Source organism: Bacteroides sp. An19, assembly GCF_002160215.1.
GTDB lineage: Bacteria > Bacteroidota > Bacteroidia > Bacteroidales > Bacteroidaceae > Phocaeicola > Phocaeicola intestinalis.
The window spans coordinates 1-18,911 of sequence record NZ_NFKD01000076.1 but is presented as its reverse complement, the minus strand read 5'-3'; the positions used below and the strand labels follow the sequence as shown (position 1 = coordinate 18,911).

At 46.7% G+C, this 18,911-nt stretch carries 19 protein-coding genes; 15 read left to right on the top strand and 4 right to left on the bottom strand.

The genetic code is table 11. The features are described from left to right. Positions 1-243 precede the first annotated feature (243 nt). From B5F25_RS18655 to B5F25_RS18595, 13 genes are all read left to right on the top strand, one after another. The gene (locus B5F25_RS18655) at positions 244-1,416 is read left to right on the top strand and encodes an AIR synthase-related protein (protein ID WP_087251425.1); all 1,173 of its coding nucleotides are present in this window, start codon (positions 244-246) and stop codon (positions 1,414-1,416) included. After that, the gene (locus tag B5F25_RS18650) at positions 1,409-1,672 is read left to right on the top strand and encodes a hypothetical protein (RefSeq protein ID WP_087251422.1); all 264 of its coding nucleotides are present in this window, start codon (positions 1,409-1,411) and stop codon (positions 1,670-1,672) included. Before B5F25_RS18655 ends, B5F25_RS18650 begins: the two co-directional genes overlap by 8 nt. A 7-nt stretch (positions 1,673-1,679) precedes the next feature. Beyond that, positions 1,680-1,949, top strand: coding sequence for a hypothetical protein (locus B5F25_RS18645; protein ID WP_087251420.1), 270 nt, complete (start codon positions 1,680-1,682; stop codon positions 1,947-1,949). 3 nt (positions 1,950-1,952) lie between these two features. After that, the gene (gene prfA / locus B5F25_RS18640; RefSeq protein ID WP_087251418.1) at positions 1,953-3,062 is read left to right on the top strand and encodes a peptide chain release factor 1; all 1,110 of its coding nucleotides are present in this window, start codon (positions 1,953-1,955) and stop codon (positions 3,060-3,062) included. A 60-nt stretch (positions 3,063-3,122) separates the two neighbouring features. Then, a complete protein-coding gene (locus B5F25_RS18635) occupies positions 3,123-4,802 on the top strand; it encodes a DUF4153 domain-containing protein (protein WP_241148443.1) in 1,680 nt (559 codons plus the stop codon). A 24-nt stretch (positions 4,803-4,826) separates the two neighbouring features. Beyond that, positions 4,827-5,657 (top strand): orotidine-5'-phosphate decarboxylase, encoded by an 831-nt coding sequence (gene pyrF, locus B5F25_RS18630; protein WP_087251415.1) that lies wholly within the window; start codon positions 4,827-4,829, stop codon positions 5,655-5,657. Between the two features lie 351 nt (positions 5,658-6,008). Beyond that, the gene (gene lpxD, locus B5F25_RS18625; protein WP_022039761.1) at positions 6,009-7,049 is read left to right on the top strand and encodes a UDP-3-O-(3-hydroxymyristoyl)glucosamine N-acyltransferase; all 1,041 of its coding nucleotides are present in this window, start codon (positions 6,009-6,011) and stop codon (positions 7,047-7,049) included. Between the two features lie 5 nt (positions 7,050-7,054). Beyond that, a complete protein-coding gene (locus tag B5F25_RS18620; RefSeq protein ID WP_087210808.1) occupies positions 7,055-8,440 on the top strand; it encodes a bifunctional UDP-3-O-[3-hydroxymyristoyl] N-acetylglucosamine deacetylase/3-hydroxyacyl-ACP dehydratase in 1,386 nt (461 codons plus the stop codon). A gap of 1 nt (position 8,441) precedes the next feature. Then, positions 8,442-9,209, top strand: a complete 768-nt coding sequence (gene lpxA, locus B5F25_RS18615) for an acyl-ACP--UDP-N-acetylglucosamine O-acyltransferase (protein ID WP_022039759.1) — start codon at positions 8,442-8,444, stop codon at positions 9,207-9,209. 48 nt (positions 9,210-9,257) lie between these two features. After that, the gene (locus B5F25_RS18610; protein ID WP_022039758.1) at positions 9,258-9,812 is read left to right on the top strand and encodes a hypothetical protein; all 555 of its coding nucleotides are present in this window, start codon (positions 9,258-9,260) and stop codon (positions 9,810-9,812) included. 106 nt (positions 9,813-9,918) lie between these two features. Then, positions 9,919-10,821 (top strand): tRNA (adenosine(37)-N6)-dimethylallyltransferase MiaA, encoded by a 903-nt coding sequence (gene miaA / locus B5F25_RS18605; RefSeq protein ID WP_087210814.1) that lies wholly within the window; start codon positions 9,919-9,921, stop codon positions 10,819-10,821. An 883-nt stretch (positions 10,822-11,704) separates the two neighbouring features. Beyond that, positions 11,705-12,571, top strand: a complete 867-nt coding sequence (locus tag B5F25_RS18600) for an AraC family transcriptional regulator (RefSeq protein ID WP_087210817.1) — start codon at positions 11,705-11,707, stop codon at positions 12,569-12,571. Between the two features lie 10 nt (positions 12,572-12,581). Next, a complete protein-coding gene (locus B5F25_RS18595; protein ID WP_087251413.1) occupies positions 12,582-13,334 on the top strand; it encodes an MBL fold metallo-hydrolase in 753 nt (250 codons plus the stop codon). A gap of 15 nt (positions 13,335-13,349) precedes the next feature. Here B5F25_RS18595 and B5F25_RS18590 read toward each other — a convergent pair whose 3' ends face one another. From B5F25_RS18590 to B5F25_RS18575, 4 genes are read right to left on the bottom strand one after another with little or no spacing between them, the layout of a single operon-like run. Then, a complete protein-coding gene (locus B5F25_RS18590; RefSeq protein ID WP_087251410.1) occupies positions 13,350-14,144 on the bottom strand; it encodes a hypothetical protein in 795 nt (264 codons plus the stop codon). Next, the gene (locus B5F25_RS18585; RefSeq protein ID WP_087251407.1) at positions 14,141-14,524 is read right to left on the bottom strand and encodes a GntR family transcriptional regulator; all 384 of its coding nucleotides are present in this window, start codon (positions 14,522-14,524) and stop codon (positions 14,141-14,143) included. The genes B5F25_RS18590 and B5F25_RS18585 overlap by 4 nt, the downstream gene beginning before the upstream one ends. A 3-nt stretch (positions 14,525-14,527) precedes the next feature. Continuing rightward, positions 14,528-15,322, bottom strand: coding sequence for a hypothetical protein (locus B5F25_RS18580; RefSeq protein WP_140406982.1), 795 nt, complete (start codon positions 15,320-15,322; stop codon positions 14,528-14,530). Between the two features lie 10 nt (positions 15,323-15,332). Continuing rightward, positions 15,333-16,172: an ABC transporter ATP-binding protein gene (locus B5F25_RS18575; RefSeq protein ID WP_022039750.1), complete on the bottom strand. Its 840-nt coding sequence runs from the start codon at positions 16,170-16,172 to the stop codon at positions 15,333-15,335. Between the two features lie 425 nt (positions 16,173-16,597). On the opposite strand from B5F25_RS18575, the gene B5F25_RS18565 reads away from it, so the two are divergent. Further along, entirely contained in the window at positions 16,598-18,607 is a 2,010-nt protein-coding gene (locus B5F25_RS18565; RefSeq protein ID WP_087251401.1) for an AAA family ATPase, read from the top strand. A gap of 25 nt (positions 18,608-18,632) precedes the next feature. Then, the gene (locus B5F25_RS18560) at positions 18,633-18,809 is read left to right on the top strand and encodes a hypothetical protein (protein ID WP_239465612.1); all 177 of its coding nucleotides are present in this window, start codon (positions 18,633-18,635) and stop codon (positions 18,807-18,809) included. The last annotated feature ends 102 nt before the right edge of the window (positions 18,810-18,911 follow it).

The following is an 18,911-nucleotide window of genomic DNA, read 5'->3' as shown; positions in this document are numbered from 1 at the left end:
CCAAGATCAGGAAGAAAATTAATGCCAGACCGAGAGAAAAACTCAATTTCTCGACTCCGGCTGAGGTCTTTTTCAAAAATATTTCGTAATGTTGCACTCGCTGGTTGACTCTGCCCAAATTATGAATAGTTGCTTACCGGCATCGTTTTTACGCTTTGCGTTTCCTATTCTCCGAAATATTCACTATTTTTGCAAATCAATATTATAGCATTTGTAAATCAATAATTCATAACATAAATTCTTATGAGCAACCAACGATATATGCAACGCGGCGTGTCGGCATCGAAAGAAGATGTGCACAACGCCATCAAGAACATCGACAAAGGTATTTTCCCGAAAGCATTCTGCAAAATCATACCCGATATCCTGGGCGGTGACCCTGAATATTGTAACATCATGCATGCCGATGGGGCAGGCACCAAATCTTCTTTGGCTTACCTATACTGGAAGGAAACAGGCGACCTCTCGGTTTGGAAAGGCATCGCGCAAGACGCGCTGATTATGAACATCGACGACCTGCTTTGCGTAGGAGCGGTCGACAATATCCTGGTATCTTCCACCATCGGACGAAACAAACTATTGGTACCGGGCGAAGTGATTTCCGCCATCATCAACGGTACGGATGAATTGCTCGCTGAATTGCGTGACATGGGTGTAGGCGTATATGCCACAGGAGGCGAAACCGCCGATGTGGGCGACCTGGTGCGCACCATCATCGTAGACTCTACCGTGACCTGCCGCATGAAGCGTGCCGACGTGATAGACAATGCCAATATCCGTCCGGGCGATGTCATCGTAGGACTTGCCTCCTACGGACAAGCCACGTATGAAAAAGAATACAACGGCGGCATGGGAAGCAACGGGCTGACCTCGGCACGCCACGATGTGTTCGCCAAATACCTGGCGGAGAAATATCCTGAAAGCTACGACCACGCCGTGCCCGAAGACCTGGTATACAGCGGAAACCTGAAGCTGACCGACCCGGTAGAAGGCTCGCCCATCGATGCCGGCAAGCTGGTGCTCTCTCCTACCCGCACGTATGCGCCGGTGGTCAAGAAGCTGCTCGATGCCCTGCGTCCGCACATCCACGGCATGGTGCATTGCTCGGGAGGCGCACAGACGAAGGTGCTCCACTTCGTAGGCGACAATTGCCGAGTAATCAAAGACAACCTCTTCCCCGTTCCTCCCCTCTTCCGCACCATCAAGGAACAGAGCGGAACAGATTGGGACGAAATGTACAAGGTATTCAACATGGGACACCGTCTGGAGGTTTACCTCTCGCCCGAACACGCCGAAGAAGTCATCGCCATCTCGAAATCGTTCAACATCGACGCGCAAGTAGTAGGACGCATCGAGGAAAGCGACCATAAGGAACTGATTATCCGGAGTGAGTTCGGGGAGTTCAAGTATGAATGAGACTTTATATAAAACACGCGGCATTCTGCTCTTGCTCCTATACCTGATAATTGAAGCAGCACTACTCATCGGATACTATGCGTATGACGAACGAGCTCTATTCATATTCGCCATTATGCTTACACCGTTAGCCCTCACCTACATCGGTTCCACTTGTTTTGGAGCATTCTCCAATAAGTGGAGCCAGAAAAGATGGATTATAACGACTGGTATATGGCTGATTATGACAAGCGGATTGGCATGGGCTTTGAATTGAAAGATAAATGGAAAAAGAAAACAACAAATCCCAAAGTAGCATCTTATTGCCACGTGGCATAGTCATACTATCCGCCGTGGCTGTCTTATGTGTCATCATAGACCTTATCGGCGGATTAATTGAATATTTTCAAGACGACAAGCTGCGCATCGTGCGCATCATCACCCGTTGCTTCAGCATTTTAGGCTGGGGACTTGTGGAATGGTATATAATGGACAAATTGTGGAAAACCCGTAAAAGAGGAAAACATACTTCACAAAGCAAACAAGAAGAATAACCTATGTCAGAAAACAATACATTATTAGAAAAACTGGACGGACTGGTGGCACGGTTTGAAGAAGTATCGACCCTGATAACCGACCCGTCCGTCATTGCCGACCAGAAACGCTACGTGAAGCTCACCAAGGAATACAAAGAGCTGGGCGACCTGATGAAGGCACGCAAGGAATACATGCAATGCCTTGCCGGGCTGGAGGAAGCCAAAGCGATGATGAACGAAAACGACCCCGAAATGAAGGAAATGGCACGTGAGGAAGCCGCCGCATGCGAGGCACGCATACCGGAACTGGAAGAGGAAATCAAGCTCCTGCTCATCCCTGCCGACCCGCAGGACGAACGTAATGCCATCCTCGAAATCCGTGGAGGAACCGGAGGAGATGAAGCCGCCATCTTCGCCGGAGACCTTTTCCGCATGTATTCGAAATATTGCGAGCGCAAAGGTTGGAAGCTGGAAGTATCGAGTGCCAGCGAAGGCGCATCGGGCGGATTCAAGGAAATCATCTGTTCCGTGACAGGTGATAAGGTATACGGAACACTGAAATACGAATCGGGCGTACACCGCGTACAGCGTGTACCTGCAACCGAAACACAAGGACGCGTACATACCTCGGCGGCATCTGTAGCCGTATTGCCTGAAGCCGAACCCTTTGATGTGGAAATCAACGAAGGAGAAATCAAATGGGATACGTTCCGAAGCTCTGGTGCCGGAGGTCAGAATGTGAACAAAGTGGAATCGGGCGTACGCCTGCGCTATAACTGGAAAAACCCCAATACGGGCGTGGTAGAAGAAATCCTGATAGAATGTACCGAAACGCGCGACCAGCCGAAAAACAAGGAACGGGCTCTCGCGCGCCTGCGTACTTTTATATATGATAAGGAACACCAGAAGTACATCGACGATATCGCCTCGAAGCGGAAAACCATGGTGAGCACCGGAGACCGGTCGGCAAAGATACGCACCTACAATTATCCCCAAGGACGCATCACCGACCACCGCATCAATTATACCATCTACAACCTTGCCGCCTTCATGGACGGCGACATACAGGATTGTATCGACCACCTGATAGTGGCGGAGAACGCCGAAAGACTGAAAGAAAGCGAACTATAACTTTATCTATATTTATCCAGAACAATGAACCGACAATGGCTCCGACAAGCACTACAAACTATGGGCGGAACGTTTCAAACGACCTTGAAGCGTTTCCCCGTCACGGTAGTGTTTGTTCTTGCCCTGACCTTATACCTCTTTCATCTTATTTCGATTGAAGCAAAAGGTGATGAAAAATTATTTTGGGTAACAGGATATTATCTCTCTACAGGCACCCTTTTATCACTCACCTTGCATCTGTGGTGTGAAGAGGTCAAGCGAAACTCACGCAAATGGATGATACAAATAACCATGCATGCATTACTCATTGCTGACACATGGTTCTTGTATTCCCTCTCGCCCGAACGTTCGCTTACAGAAATCGGCATTGCCCATGCAGCGGCTCTTTTTGCATTGGGACTATCGGTATTTTTTCTCTCATTCACCCAAGCAAAAAATGACATTCCCAGTTGGAACTTTGCCACATCCAGCATTGGCGCACTAGCCACTTCGCTGGTTATCGGGAGCATCATGAGTGGAGGCATCAGCTTGCTGATATTATCCCTTCATACATTGTTCGGCATAGACGTAAGCTACAAATGTTACCTTTACATTCTCACCTTGTGCAACGTATGCCTTGCCTTATTCCTCTTCCTGAGACTTTTACCCCAAGGGAAAGAAAAACATAACGACCGCCCGTTGCCCAACGCATTTCTCAATAGCATCATCCATTACCTGTTTCTTCCATTGGAAATAGGTTACATGATTGTATTGTACATCTATGCAGGCAGCATACTAGCAAATTGGGAATTGCCTATCGGATGGGTGTCGTGGCTCGTGACCATCATGATGGGAGGATGCATCATCATCGAGTTCGGACTTTATCCTGCACGCATGGAAAAAGAGAAACGGACAGACCGGCTGATTGCACGCTGGTTACCCATATTGGCACTGCCACTGCTGATACTGATGACGGTCAGCATCGGACGCCGCCTGCAGGATTATGGCATCACCATCAACCGCCTTTACCTGCTCACATTCAACCTCTGGTGCTATCTGGTATGCATCGGCCTGCTAACCAACCGGGCTCGGCGTATCAGTTGGATTCCAATATCGTTTGCATGCATTTTCTTGCTGGTATCGATACTTCCGGTCAATTATGCCAGCATCACCCGCAACAAAATACACAAGGACATCGAAACCAGCCTGAAACAGGCCACCACACACCCGCTTCCCTTATCGAAAGACATCTACGAAACCTGCCTGAAAGAAATGCCCCATGCGCAGGCAGCAAACCTGAACGACCGTATCCGTTACATGCGCGACTGGTTCGGATGGGAAAGCTTGCAGGACCTGGTTGCCTCAAACGTTTCACTCTATACATTACCCGAAACCGAACCGGAATCCCATTCCTACCGAGGACAAACGTCTTCGCCAGTTTCTGTCAATATACCGCAAGGATACAACAAACTGACGGCTATCGAACAACAAATCTCCGGCACAGACAACGCATTGCCCGAAACATGGTGGAAAAACGGAACATTGCCCGTATTGATAGAAGGGACAAACGACACCCTCTACTTCGACCTCAGTATCCTAAAAGAGCTGAATCAGTACGAAACAGAGCCAATGCCTCCAACCGTCCTCCGATGCAGTTCACCAGAGAAATCATTCATTCTGACCCGTTTCTCATTGAACTACAGCGAACAAGAGCCTGAAGATACGTATCTAAGTTTCAACGGATATTTATTTACAAAATAAAATAACTCTAAACTTAATCACAACATGAACAAACAACAACTTTTTGAAAACATCAAACGTAAACAATCATTCTTGTGTGTAGGACTGGACACCGACATCAAGAAAATCCCTGAACACCTGCTGAAAGAAGAAGACCCTGTCTTCGCCTTCAACAAAGCCATCATCGATGCTACCGCCCCTTATTGCATCGCCTATAAACCCAACCTGGCTTTCTACGAAAGCATGGGCGTAAAAGGTTGGATAGCTTTCGAAAAAACCGTGGAATATATCAAGAAAAACTATCCCGACCAATTCATCATTGCAGATGCCAAGCGCGGAGACATCGGCAATACTTCGGCAATGTATGCCCGTAGCTTTTTCGAAGAACTGGACATCGATGCGGTGACCGTAGCTCCTTATATGGGAGAAGACAGCGTGACTCCTTTCCTTACCTATGAAGGCAAATGGGTCATCCTACTGGCATTGAACTCGAACAAAGGGTCGCACGATTTCCAGCTGACCGAAGACAAAGCAGGCGAACGTCTCTTCGAAAAAGTATTGCGTAAATCACAAGAATGGGCAAACGACCAAAACATGATGTACGTGGTAGGTGCTACCCAAGGCAAGATGTTCGAGGACATCCGTAAAATTGTCCCTGAACATTTTCTGCTGGTTCCGGGAATCGGTGCCCAAGGAGGCTCACTGGAAGAAGTATGCAAATATGGCATGAACAGCAAGTGTGGGCTGATTGTCAATTCCAGCCGCGCCATCATCTATGCCGACAAGAGCGAAGCCTTCGCCCAAGCCGCCAAGAATGAAGCCGAAAAGGTTCAGAAACAAATGGCGGAACAATTGAAAGCCGCCCATATAATATAATAAGGAGTAAACCGGCTCACGCATCCTCTCATTGCACCTGCCCCGTGCGGTACAATGAGAGGGCTTATGCATCTCGAAACGCATGTACTTGCATCGGCTCACTCAAGCGTCTGCATCCCCCGACTCAAGCGTTTGCACCGGCATGCGCAATCGGTTGCATACGCCTCCGAGACCTGCCGTGTTCCGCAGGACTAAAGCAAAAAAAACATCGGTTAACCAGTTTTAGACCACTAAAAAGATAAATAATTGACATTTTGCACGGTTATATAAAAAAAAAATACGTAATTTGCATAATTAAACAAGGAGCGTACTAAAAGACACTAATAGAAAAACCAAAAGATACGATAAGTTATGGAGTTTTCAGCTAAACAAATTGCGGAATATATCCACGGAGAAATAGTAGGGAATGAGAATGCAACCGTACATACATTCGCCAAGATAGAAGAAGGCGTGCCGGGTGCCATTTCTTTTCTTTCAAACCCGAAATATACACATTACATATATACAACCCAATCAACGATTGTACTGGTCAATAAAGATTTCGAACCGGAACAACCGGTAAGTGCAACCTTGATTAAAGTAGACAACGCATACGAAAGCCTGGCTCAACTCCTGACTTTATACGAACAAAGCAAGCCGAAAAAGACGGGCATCGACCCGTTAGCATCCATTGCTCCGACCGCTAAAATCGGGAAAGATGTCTATATCGGTCCCTTTGCCTGCATCGAAGAAGGTGTGGAGATAGGCGACAACGCTTGCATCCACCCGCATGCGACCGTAGGAAGCCATGCCAAAATAGGAAATAACACAACGCTCTATCCCCATGTCACGATTTATCAGGATTGCCGGGTGGGAAACAATTGCATCCTGCATGCCGGATGTGTCATCGGTGCGGACGGATTCGGGTTTGCCCCCTCCGCCGAAGGCTATGACAAGATTCCCCAAATCGGTATCGTCGTTATTGAGGACAATGTGGAAATCGGTGCCAATACGTGCGTAGACCGTGCCACGATGGGCGCCACCATCATCCATAAGGGCGTAAAGCTGGACAACCTGATTCAGATTGCCCACAATGTAGAGATAGGAAGCCACACGGTGATGGCTTCGCAAGGAGGCGTGGCAGGTTCCGCCAAGATAGGCGAATGGTGCGTATTTGCCGGACAAGTAGGTGTAGCCGGACATATCAAAGTGGGCGACCGCGTGACTATCGGAGCCCAATCGGGCATACCGGGCAATACCAAGTCGGGCAGCACCCTGATGGGATATCCCGCCATCGACCCGAAACTTTTTGCGCGTTCAGCTGTTATATACAAGAAGTTGCCCGACATGTACGAAGACATGAGACGCATGCAAAAAGAACTGGAAGAATTGAAGAAACAACTTAATAAATAAAGCCCATGTTGAAACAAAAAACATTAAAAGGCAGTTTTACACTGAACGGTAAGGGTCTCCATACCGGAGTCAAGCTGACCGTGACATTCAATCCTGCCCCCGAACACCACGGATATAAAATCCAACGCATCGACCTGGACGACCAGCCCATCATCGATGCCATAGCGGATAATGTGGTAGACACCACACGTGGTACTGTTTTGGCTAAGAACGGGGTAAAAGTAAGTACCGTAGAGCACGCCATGGCTGCCCTCTATGCAGCCGGTATCGATAATTGCCTGATTCAGGTAAACGGTCCCGAACTTCCGATTTTAGACGGAAGCTCGAAAGCATACGTAGAATGCATCCAGCGGGTAGGCATTGAGGAACAAACCGCTCCGAAAGATTATTACATCATCAAATCGAAAATCGAAGTGCGCGATGAAGAAACAGGGTCTTCCATCATCGTCTTGCCGGATGATAAATTCAGCTTAAACGTATTAATCTCTTACGATTCCAAGATTCTGACCAACCAATACGCCACATTGGAGAACATGGATGAATTCCCTACCGAAATCGCATCGGCACGCACCTTCGTATTCGTGAGGGAAATCGAACCTCTGCTGAATGCCGGGCTTATCAAGGGAGGAGATTTGGACAATGCCATCGTTATCTACGAAAAGCAGATGACCCAAGAAAACTTCGATAAATTAGCGGATGTCATGGGAGTCCCGCACATGGACGCAAGCCATTTAGGATATATCAATCACATCCCTTTGGTATGGCCCAACGAGCCAGCACGCCATAAGCTGCTCGATATCATCGGCGACCTTGCCCTAATCGGGAAACCCATCAAGGGACGCATCATCGCCACCCGTCCGGGACATACCATCAACAATAAATTCGCACGCCAATTGCGCAAGGAAATCCGCCTGCACGAGATTCAGGCTCCTATCTATAATTGCAACGAACCGCCTTTGATGGACGTGAACCGCATCCGCGAGCTCCTTCCTCACCGCTATCCGTTCCAATTGGTGGATAAGGTCATCGCTATCGGAGCCAACCACATCGTAGGCGTGAAGAATGTCACATCGAACGAACCTTTCTTCCAAGGGCATTTCCCACAAGAGCCGGTCATGCCGGGTGTGCTTCAAGTAGAAGCCATGGCACAAGTGGGAGGCCTGTTAGTGCTCAATTCATTGGCAGAGCCGGAAAGATATTCCACTTACTTCCTGAAGATAGACAATGTGAAGTTCCGCCAAAAAGTAGTGCCAGGCGATACCCTTGTCTTCCGTGTAGAACTACTGGCACCGATTCGGCGCGGCATCTCTACCATGAAAGGATATATCTTCGTAGGAGAAAAAATCGTTTGCGAAGCCGAATTTATGGCACAAATAGTAAAAAACAAATAACATGATCAGTCCATTAGCATACATACACCCCGAAGCAATCATCGGAGAGAACGTAGAAATCGGCCCCTTTGTCTACATCGACAAGAACGTGGTCATTGGCGACAACAATACCATTATGCCTAATGCGAACATCTTATACGGTTCACGCATAGGCAACAACAACCGTATCTTTCCGGGAGCCGTCATCGGAGCTATTCCGCAAGACCTGAAATTCCGGGGAGAAGAGACCACAGCCGAAATAGGCGACAACAACACCATACGCGAGAATGTGACTATCAACCGGGGCACCGCAGCCAAAGGGAAAACCATCGTAGGAAACAACAACCTCCTCATGGAAGGCGTACATGTGGCACACGACACCCATGTCGGAAGCGGATGCATCATCGGAAACTCCACGAAAATGGCAGGTGAAGTCATCATCGACGACAATGCCATTGTAAGCGCCAACGTACTGATGCACCAGTTCTGCCGGGTGGGAGGATACGTCATGATACAGGGCGGATGCCGGTTCAGCAAAGACATCCCTCCTTATATTATCGCAGGACGCGAACCCATTGCCTACAGTGGCATCAACATCGTAGGCCTGCGCCGGCGCGGATTCTCGAACGAACTGATAGAAAATATCCACAACGCCTACCGCATCATCTACAATAACGGAAAGAACGTGACCGATGCCTTGCAACAGGTAAGAGAGGAAGTCCCGATGAGTCCCGAAATTGAATACATCGTTTCTTTTATCGAAAATTCGGAAAGAGGCATCATCCGATAAAAAATTTTTGTACCTTTACCGCATCAATCTAAGATTAACGACAGAATTATGGTATACAAATTTAGAATCATATCAGATGAAGTGGATGATTTCTTAAGAGAAATCAAAATTGACTCAGATGCTTCATTCTACGACCTGCATGAAGCGATATTAAAATGTACAAACTACAAGAACGACCAGATGACTTCCTTTTTTATCTGCGATGATGACTGGGAAAAAGAAATCGAAATCACCCTCGAAGATATGGGAACAGGAAGTTCGGAAGAAGACACTTTCGTCATGAAAGATACCCGTCTGAGCGAATTGCTGGAAGACGAAAAACAAAAACTGATTTACGTGTTTGACCCGCTGACCGAACGAGTATTCTTTATCGAACTGTCGGAAATCATCACCGGCAAGGACTTGGAACATGCAGTTTGTTCGCGCAAGGAAGGAAATCCACCCAAACAAACCGTAGACTTCGACGAACAGATGAAAGCAGATTCATCGCTCGACCTTGACGAAAACTTTTATGGTGATCAGGAATACGACATGGAGGATTTCGACCCCGACGGCTATGACATAGGAAGCGGAGGAAATCCATACGACGAAGATAAATACTAATTTTTTAATGAAGAATGAAGAAATAAGAATGAAGAATCGGTTGAACACCTTACTCATTCTTCATTCTTCATTCTTCATTCTTTAATTCTTCATTCTTTAATTCTTCATTTTTATGACCCTTATCGTCCTCATTGGTCCTACCGGCGTAGGCAAAACCGAATTAAGCCTGTCCATCGCCGAAACCTATCATACTTCTATTCTCTCTGCAGACTCCCGCCAACTTTATGCCGATTTGAAAATAGGTACGGCAGCTCCTACCCCCAACCAACTGGCACGGGTTCCTCATTATTTTGTAGGCACATTACAACTCACCGATTATTACAGTGCGGCACAGTACGAAGCAGATGCGCTCAAAAAACTGGACGAACTTTTTAAAGCACACGATGTGGTGGTGCTGACCGGAGGCTCGATGATGTACGTCGATGCCGTATGCAAAGGTATCGATGACATCCCCACGGTAGATGCCGAAACACGCCAACTGATGATAGAAAGATACGAACAAGAAGGATTGGAGCAATTGTGTGCCGAACTGAAAGTCTTAGACCCCGAATATTATGCAATAGTAGACCGCAAAAACCCCAAACGGGTCATCCATGCTCTCGAAATCTGCTATATGACAGGAAAGACCTACACATCTTTTCGCACCCGGACGTGCAAGAAACGCCCCTTCAACATCGTGAAAATAGGTTTAACACGTGACCGGGAAGAACTTTACGAACGCATCAACCACCGTGTAGACCAGATGATGGAAGAAGGATTATTGGAAGAAGCACGCAAAGTCTATCCTTACCGTCACCTCAACTCACTCAATACCGTAGGCTATAAAGAACTCTTCAAATACTTCGATGGAGAGTGGGAACTGCCTTTTGCTATTGAAAAAATCAAGCAAAACTCGCGTATCTACTCACGCAAGCAAATGACGTGGTTCAAACGTGACACCGACATCAAATGGTTTCATCCCGACCAACAAGAAGAAATCATGCAATACATCAAGAAGAAACTGTTTTGAAAACGAACACATCAAGCCAAGAAAAACTTTTTGGAGAAATTCAAAACAGCTTCTCAAAACAGTTTCTCAAGTATTCGGTTGCAGAATGAACGGCATGACGTGTTGTCAGCCTCCGACTGACAATTGTTCACATCGCATGACAAAGATATTACAGGCATACCGTTTTTTTGATATAGGTCAACAAAACAAGCAAAACCTAAAAATATATGCTATAAAACATATTTTGTATCAAAAAAGGTCGTATCTTTGCAGTGTAATTAAAGAACAACAAGTTCTAGAACTTAACTAACTAGTAATTTTAAGGTAAAGATTGGAAAAGAAAAAAACATCAAAGGCCAGCCGTGAGGTTCGCCCGAGATTGAAAGGATAACAAGATTTAGGTATTACAAGTAATTAAGTTTTCAGGTATTATTAACTAAACAAAGAAAGGATAACAATTATGAAAAAGGTAAAAAACATTTTTCACAAGATTGCCAATGCAGATCCGATGATCTGGGGTTATGTAATGCTGAATGACAAACTCAGCAAGTAAAAAACAAATTAAGCTAAAGCCCGAAAAGCAGAAGCTTTTAGTAAAGAATCTGATAAATGCCGAAAGGCTTTTTGTAAATAATCGAAAAAGCGGTTACACCATTGTGCAATCGCTTTTTTCCGTTTTAAAGCGGTAAAAAACGGCCGGTACATGTACTCTCTACATCCCGACCGACAATGTAACCTTAACTATTAATTTATGATAGCAAAGGTAATGGATATTTTTACAAAAAAATTGAACAAAACACACGCACTATTGTCGTATATTCACAAAAGTATCTAAATTTTCCCCCCTTTAGCATACACCTGCCCATAATATTGTATATATTCGCAAAGCTAACGGAAGAAAACCATGAACAATGTCATTTACGAACAAGTAGCGCAAAATACAGAAAACTCATTCTTCTACCGCCGTTGTACATCGTGGTACAAAAGTGCGATAGGCTATCACCAGCATCCGGAACTGGAAATCGGATTCGTCATCAAAGGCGGAGGACAACGCATTACGGACGATTTCATCGAAAACTTTCGGGAAGGTGACATCATCATCGTACCTGCCAACATCCCCCATTGCTGGATATACGACAAACTGGCGTGTCCGGCAGACGAAAGGATAGAAGAGGCATTCATCCAGTTTCCACAAGCTTTTCTGAACCGACTTGCCAGCTTTGCCAAAGAATTTCAAGATATCGCCTCGTTCTACACCAATCTGAAACAATGTTTGTCGATACAAGGGGAAGGAGCGAAAGAAATACGTCACATCCTGCTGGATTTCGACAATTACAACGAACAACAACGACTTTTAGGATTGTTGCAAATCCTTGCACTTGCTTTCCGCCCAGGCTACAGCAGATACATCGGCCATCATGCCTTCAATGGCATGCCCATTCATAAAAACAAACAGCGCCTGCAGACCGTCTACAGATATATCATCGAAAACTACCACCGGAAAATTACACTGGACGAAATAGCAGACTACATTGCCATGAACAAAAACGCCTTTTGCCTGTTCTTCAAAAAGTCCACCAACGAACCGTTTACGGTATATCTCAACCATTTCCGTCTGCAGATGGCAACCACATTGCTCAACCGTACTGACCAAAACATCTCCGAAATAGCTTATTCAGTAGGGTTTGCCGACATCCCCTATTTCAACCGCTGTTTCAAGAAAGAATACGGCATCACGCCTGCCGAGTATCGAAACAAATATAGAAGATAACAAAAGATATATGAAACTAACCTACATTTTCCATAGCGGATTTGCCTTAGAAACCGAAAATTGCATGCTGGTCTTCGACTATTGGCTGGATCCGGCACATGTTATCGACGGATTGCTGAAATGCAACAAACCAATGTACGTGTTTGCCAGCCATTTCCACGAAGACCATTTCAACCGCGACATCTTCACTTGGAAATCAATAAAAGCGGACATCACTTATCTCCTTTCGAAAGACATCTTGAAACACCGTAGAGCCAGACGTGACGAAGCCGATGCCTGGCTTGCCAAAGGAGGAAGCTGGCAAGACAGACATATCCATGTCACCGCTACCGGAAGCAACGATAGCGGTGTGTCGTGGATAGTGCGCACCGAAGGCAAAACCCTCTTCCACGCAGGCGATCTGAATAACTGGTACGCCCGCTTCCTGACCGATGACTATACAGGCGGAACCATATACAGCCCCGAATTTGGTATGGAAATCAACCCGGAGAAAGAAGAAAAACAATACTTGGGCGAACTGAAAGACATCCGCAAGCTTACCGCCGGCTTCGACCTCGTAATGTTTCCCATAGACGGACGTATCGGGAACGGCTATACACGAGGAGCCCGCCAGTTCATCGACCGCTTCCAGGTAGGCTTGCTCGTACCTATGCATTTCGTAGCCAGCGGATTCCAGTCGGCAGGACGGATGAAGGAATTTGCCGATGCCAAAGGCGTTAAGTTCTGGTGCATCCAGCAGGAAGGGGAAAACAAGGAAGTGTAAGGAGGACAATATCTTTCATTCCTCTTTCACTATCCGGCTTGCCTCTTCCAGCATCACATTCAGCTTGGCATAGTCTGTCTTCGGTTCCCATAACAGCTCCTTGCTTTCACCCTTTTGCCACACACAAGCATGACTGTTACTACCAAAGAGATGCTCTGTACCGATATGAAATGACCCTACATGAACCTGCCAGTTGTAAGTTTCATCCAAATCTACATGCAGATGCTCGGCGCGGCCGCTTCTCAGTTCCAGTCCATTACCCGATACCGAAAGCATATCAAACATACACTCTTCCAGTTTCGTCGGACTTTGCGTCCGGATGGAAAAAGTGTCCCGCCCGATACCTCTGAATGAAACGTCTGCACATGGCATATCGATACTTACAGCCTTTACCGCATCGGGAAGCTTCAGACGCATGGAAGAAAGCGTATACACCCTTCCATCAGACGCAGATGCAAGCGTAGCCGGGAAGCTATCTTCAGAAAAGTTGAAACTGAGCAACAATGTGCTGTCTTCCAGTGTTTCAACCTTCATACAGTTTTCCATACCTGAAACATACGAAAGACTGCCGCCTGCCGAATCGGCCGGACATATTTCCAACGGCATAACAACAGGACGCTCTCCGATTTCCTCCAGCACCAGCCTAACCGATTTACAAACCGGCAAAGGACGGACTTGTTCTGTACCCGATGCACCCAATTCCGTCCGTTCGGGAGAAGGAGTTTCAAGAGTCAAATAAAAGGCAAAACCACTTGTCAGCAGCAATCCTGCTACCAACAAGGCTATCATGATATAGGTAGTACGTTTCATACACTTTTGTTTTTTTCTGATTCAGTTATAAAGTCCTGGTACATTCCGGCAAGTTCATCCGCCGAAATATGCAACATGACACATTGTTTGAAAAAATATCCACACTCCTCTTGCAAGAAATGTTCTTTGCGCAGGTCGTATATCACCCGATGGGCACCTGCAGCCACAAAATAACCGATGCCCCGCTTGTTGTAGATAATGCCCTGCTGCTGCAGGTAGTCGAACGAGCGCACCACCGTATTGGCATTCACTTCCACCATGCCCGCATATTCGCGCACAGAAGGGATACGCCCTTCTTCGGGATATACGCCGAGAAGAATTTCATCACAAATACGGTCGGCAATCTGCAGATAAATGGCTTTACTTTCCTTAAAATCCATAAGTTACCAGCGATTAATGATTTCCGACTCTTTAAACCGAAAATAAGCCAACGTCCAGTTGAACACTGCCCAGACAATCCCTACTCCGATAACCAGACGATTCATATCCTCGTCCGTCAGATAAAATCCGCGGTGAAAACTGCCTCTTACCTGATAAACTACCATAACTGCCTGCACATGCAACAACAAGATGACAATCAAGGCAGCACATGTCTTGATCCACGCATTCTTGGGCCAAATCACACTGCCCAACACGAACAACGACTGTAAAAAGCAGAAACTACTTGCCACTACGCCCAGCCTCCAGCCAGCATAAGGATGAGTAAACACTTCACTCCAGGGAACAAAGGTTATCTGCTCTGCCACATTGCTGTACAACATCCTGCAAACCAACACTTTCGTCAGGTCGGCAAGCCCGAACGCTATTGCAAATGCAACGATAAAAACCACCGTCACCAGCAACCAGCGCGAAAGATACTTCTCGAAAGCCGAAGCCGGAGTTATCAAAAAAGCAATACGGCCTGTCTTTGTCTTCATCCGCTCCATAAAAGAAGAAGCAAACAGCATCCCCATCACATAAAAAATCACCATAAAAAACTGCATCAAAGCATGACTGTATTCCAAAGGAGTGCCAGGCGACAAATGGTTGTACGTCTCCATTCCATATCCTACCAGTATAACTGCCAATACGGCATAACAAGCTACAAACCGGAGCAAATGTGTTTTCCACGGTTCCAGTAACTCCCTGCGGCACATCATCCCAAACCGCCGCACATCAAAAAACTGATTTGTCCTCATCTTTTTCTTTTTAAGCATGAAACATCGCCGCTATTTTGTCGGGTTCGGCAAGCACGGCTCCAAACAAAAGTTCCAAATTGATTTCAGTCTCTTCACCACCAGCATTAGGCAGTATCAGACTGTTCCCCTCTACCGAAGGCAAAGCATAAAGTGCCTGCCCCACCAGTTCGCGGCTACTGCTCTCCCGGAAAACCAAAGTACGGCAGATATCCGCCACCGACTGGTCGAGCAACACACGACTTCCGTCAATAATCACCACATGATCGAGCATACGGTCTATATCACGCACCTGGTGCGTAGAAATTACCACACACTTCTCATCACTCATTCCCGAAGCTATCAGTTTACGGAACTGACTCTTGCCGGGAATATCCAATCCATTCGTAGGTTCGTCCATCAATAGCAAAGAAGTATTTGCCGCCAGTGCAAAACTCATAAACACCTTCTTCTTCTGCCCCATCGAAAGGGTTCCCAAGTTAAGGTCGGCATCCAGTTCGAAAAGGTCGAGATAGCGCCTCATGTCTTCTGTACTGAACCGGGGATAAAAGCAGCTGTTCAACTTTATGTAACGTGCCAATGTGAGCGAAGGCAATTCAAACTCTTCGGGCACTAAAAACAAGTCGCACAACGTATCGGGTAAACGGCGGCGCACATCCTTACCTTTATATATTATCTCTCCCTGACAAGGGGTAAGCAGTCCGCTTATCAAAGCAAGTAAAGTAGATTTTCCGGTTCCGTTCTTCCCTAATAACCCGTAGATTCCCCCTTGCCGAAGCGAAAGAGAAAAATGGCTCAGCACCTCTTTTTTGCGCCTGCCATAATTAAACGAAAGATTCTTTATTTCCAACATAATCTATCAGTGTTTTTATCCTCAGCCAAATTTCCCGTCAGGGCCCTCAACAGAAATCTTTGCCTGATAATTAGTGCATCATAGTGTACTACTTAACTAATACACTACAAAAGTATGTATTTATCGTAAAATATGCAAGCCCTCCGGCAAAAAAAATCATATTCTTCCACTTGCCAATATAGGGTCAACAAAAAGTCATATAGCATCTGGAGAAACGAATATATACTTACTTTGCCGATGAAGTATATATTCATCTGCAGTTTCAGTATATATGAAACTGCCATCGAAGTTATATTCGTTTTACAATCCTATTGACTGACAAAAAACAACCAACTTCAAGAAGGTCTTTCCTGAGTATACTTTTATATTTCTTCCGCTTTTCGTACCTTTGCCAGAAAAGGAAACCCGAACAAAAAAATGCTGCCATGACCGGACACACCACAATAGATACCGCCAACGCCGAGTTCCAAAATGCATTGAAACTCATCCAGTATACCCGCCAATCCGTATTCCTTACGGGAAAAGCAGGAACAGGTAAGTCTACCTTCCTGAAATACATCTGCCAGACCACGAAGAAGAAATACGTGGTACTGGCTCCTACAGGCATCGCCGCCATCAACGCCGGAGGCAGCACCCTGCACAGTTTCTTCAAGCTGCCTTTTCATCCGTTGTTGCCCGATGACCCCAACTTCAGCCTAAGAGGAAACAAACTGCAAAGCTTCCTGAAATATACCGCCGACCGGCGCAAGCTGATAAAGAACATCGAACTGGTCATCATCGACGAGATTTCGATGGTGCGTGCCGACATCATCGACTTCATCGACAAGGTATTGCGTGTATACTCACAAAACATGCGCGAACCTTTCGGAGGCAAACAGCTGCTGCTGGTGGGCGATGTGTACCAGCTGGAACCGGTAGTGAAAAACGACGAGCGCGAAATCATCAACCGTTTCTACCCCAACCCCTATTTCTTCTCGGCACGGGTGTTCCAGCAAATGGAACTGGTATCGGTAGAGCTGACCAAGGTGTACAGGCAGACCGACCACGTATTTGTCAACGTGCTCGACCACATCCGCACCAATACCGTCGGCTCTGCCGACTTACAACTGCTCAACACCCGTTATCAGGCACCACTGGACTCGGGCGAGAACGACCTTTACATCACATTGGCTACCCGGCGCGACAACGTAGACTTCATCAACGAACAACGCCTTGCCGCCCTGCCCGGCGATGCTGTCACGCTGAAAGGTGAAATCCATGGCGAATTTCCCGAAAGCAGCCTCCCCACACTGATGGAACTGACCGTGAAACCCGGTGCACAAATCATCTTCATCAAGAACGACCCGGAGAAACGATGGGTAAACGGCACCATCGGCATCCTTTCAGGCATCGATGCCGAAGGTATCCTTTACGTAACCACCGAAGAAGGAAAAGAACTCGACGTGCGCCGCGAAAGCTGGAGCAACATCCGCTACCGGTATAATGAAGAAGAGAATAAGATAGAAGAGGAAGAACTGGGCACCTTCACGCAATATCCCATCCGGCTTGCCTGGGCAATAACGGTACACAAAAGCCAGGGACTTACTTTCAGCCGCGCCATTATAGACTTTACCGGAGGAGTATTTGCCGGAGGACAAACCTACGTGGCATTAAGCCGGTGTACCTCACTGGACGGCATCTGCCTGAAGCGGGAAATAAGTCGTGCCGACATCTTCGTGCGTCCCGAAATCGTTTCCTTCGCCCACCATTTCAACGACCAGCAAGCCATCGAGCGTGCCATGAAGCAGGCGCAGGCGGACATCGAATATACCGCTGCCGTCAAAGCATTCGACAAAGGTGACTTCGAAACTTGCCTCGACCATTTCTTCAAGGCCATCCATGCCCGCTACGACATCGAAAAGCCCTTGCAACAACGCTTTATCCGTAAAAAGTTAGGCATCATCAACCGGTTAAAGGCAGAAAACCTCCGCCTGAAAGAAGAAATGCGGAAATCGAAGAAAAGCCTGCAAAAATATGCCGAAGAATATTACCTGATGGGAAACGAATGCATCACGCAAGCCCACGACACACGTGCCGCCCTAGCAAACTACGATAAAGCCATCGAACTGTACCCCGAATACGTCGATGCCTGGGTGCGCAAAGGCGTCACGCTTTTCAATGCCAACCGGATAAGTGAAGCACGCGAATGCCTGAACCAAGCCGTCAAGCTACGCCCCAACGAGTTCAAAGCCGTATACAATCGGGGCAAACTGCGCCTGCACACAGGCGACATCGAGGGTGCCATGACCGACCTGGACAAAGCAACCTCGCTAAAACCCCAGCACGCCGGTGCCCAAGAATGTTTCGCCGATGCCCTTTCGCAAGCCGGCAAAGAAATAGAAGCGGCGATACATTACCGGCTGGCGGAAGAAATACGGAAAAAGAAGAAGAAATAAAAGGATTAACCCAAAAGATAAGATTATGAACTTAAGTGACAAAATTGTAATTTACCGTACTGCTGATGGGCAAACCACCGTAGATGTCAGAATGGATGGGGATACGGTGTGGCTTTCACAAGCACAAATGGCAGAACTGTTTCAGACAGACAGAACTTCCATTTTAAGACATATAAAGAACATTTATAAGAAGCTGTTTTGAATTTATCGTGCGATGATTTGGGATGAGTTTTTGAGGCATTTTCGCTTCTGTGATGAGGAAGATAGCGGGCTATCTGACGAAGAACAGGAGCGAAAAGGACCA

Excerpts from the sequence above, each read along its gene's own strand:
- B5F25_RS18655 (WP_087251425.1), top strand. The coding sequence starts at position 244 with ATGAGCAACCAACGATATATGCAACGCGGCGTGTCGGCATCGAAAGAA.
- B5F25_RS18650 (WP_087251422.1), top strand. The coding sequence starts at position 1,409 with ATGAATGAGACTTTATATAAAACACGCGGCATTCTGCTCTTGCTCCTA.
- B5F25_RS18645 (WP_087251420.1), top strand. The coding sequence starts at position 1,680 with ATGGAAAAAGAAAACAACAAATCCCAAAGTAGCATCTTATTGCCACGT.
- prfA (WP_087251418.1), top strand. The coding sequence starts at position 1,953 with ATGTCAGAAAACAATACATTATTAGAAAAACTGGACGGACTGGTGGCA.
- B5F25_RS18635 (WP_241148443.1), top strand. The coding sequence starts at position 3,123 with ATGGGCGGAACGTTTCAAACGACCTTGAAGCGTTTCCCCGTCACGGTA.
- pyrF (WP_087251415.1), top strand. The coding sequence starts at position 4,827 with ATGAACAAACAACAACTTTTTGAAAACATCAAACGTAAACAATCATTC.
- lpxD (WP_022039761.1), top strand. The coding sequence starts at position 6,009 with ATGGAGTTTTCAGCTAAACAAATTGCGGAATATATCCACGGAGAAATA.
- B5F25_RS18620 (WP_087210808.1), top strand. The coding sequence starts at position 7,055 with ATGTTGAAACAAAAAACATTAAAAGGCAGTTTTACACTGAACGGTAAG.
- lpxA (WP_022039759.1), top strand. The coding sequence starts at position 8,442 with ATGATCAGTCCATTAGCATACATACACCCCGAAGCAATCATCGGAGAG.
- B5F25_RS18610 (WP_022039758.1), top strand. The coding sequence starts at position 9,258 with ATGGTATACAAATTTAGAATCATATCAGATGAAGTGGATGATTTCTTA.
- B5F25_RS18600 (WP_087210817.1), top strand. The coding sequence starts at position 11,705 with ATGAACAATGTCATTTACGAACAAGTAGCGCAAAATACAGAAAACTCA.
- B5F25_RS18595 (WP_087251413.1), top strand. The coding sequence starts at position 12,582 with ATGAAACTAACCTACATTTTCCATAGCGGATTTGCCTTAGAAACCGAA.
- B5F25_RS18590 (WP_087251410.1), bottom strand. The coding sequence starts at position 14,144 with ATGAAACGTACTACCTATATCATGATAGCCTTGTTGGTAGCAGGATTG.
- B5F25_RS18585 (WP_087251407.1), bottom strand. The coding sequence starts at position 14,524 with ATGGATTTTAAGGAAAGTAAAGCCATTTATCTGCAGATTGCCGACCGT.
- B5F25_RS18580 (WP_140406982.1), bottom strand. The coding sequence starts at position 15,322 with ATGAGGACAAATCAGTTTTTTGATGTGCGGCGGTTTGGGATGATGTGC.
- B5F25_RS18575 (WP_022039750.1), bottom strand. The coding sequence starts at position 16,172 with ATGTTGGAAATAAAGAATCTTTCGTTTAATTATGGCAGGCGCAAAAAA.
- B5F25_RS18565 (WP_087251401.1), top strand. The coding sequence starts at position 16,598 with ATGACCGGACACACCACAATAGATACCGCCAACGCCGAGTTCCAAAAT.
- B5F25_RS18560 (WP_239465612.1), top strand. The coding sequence starts at position 18,633 with ATGAACTTAAGTGACAAAATTGTAATTTACCGTACTGCTGATGGGCAA.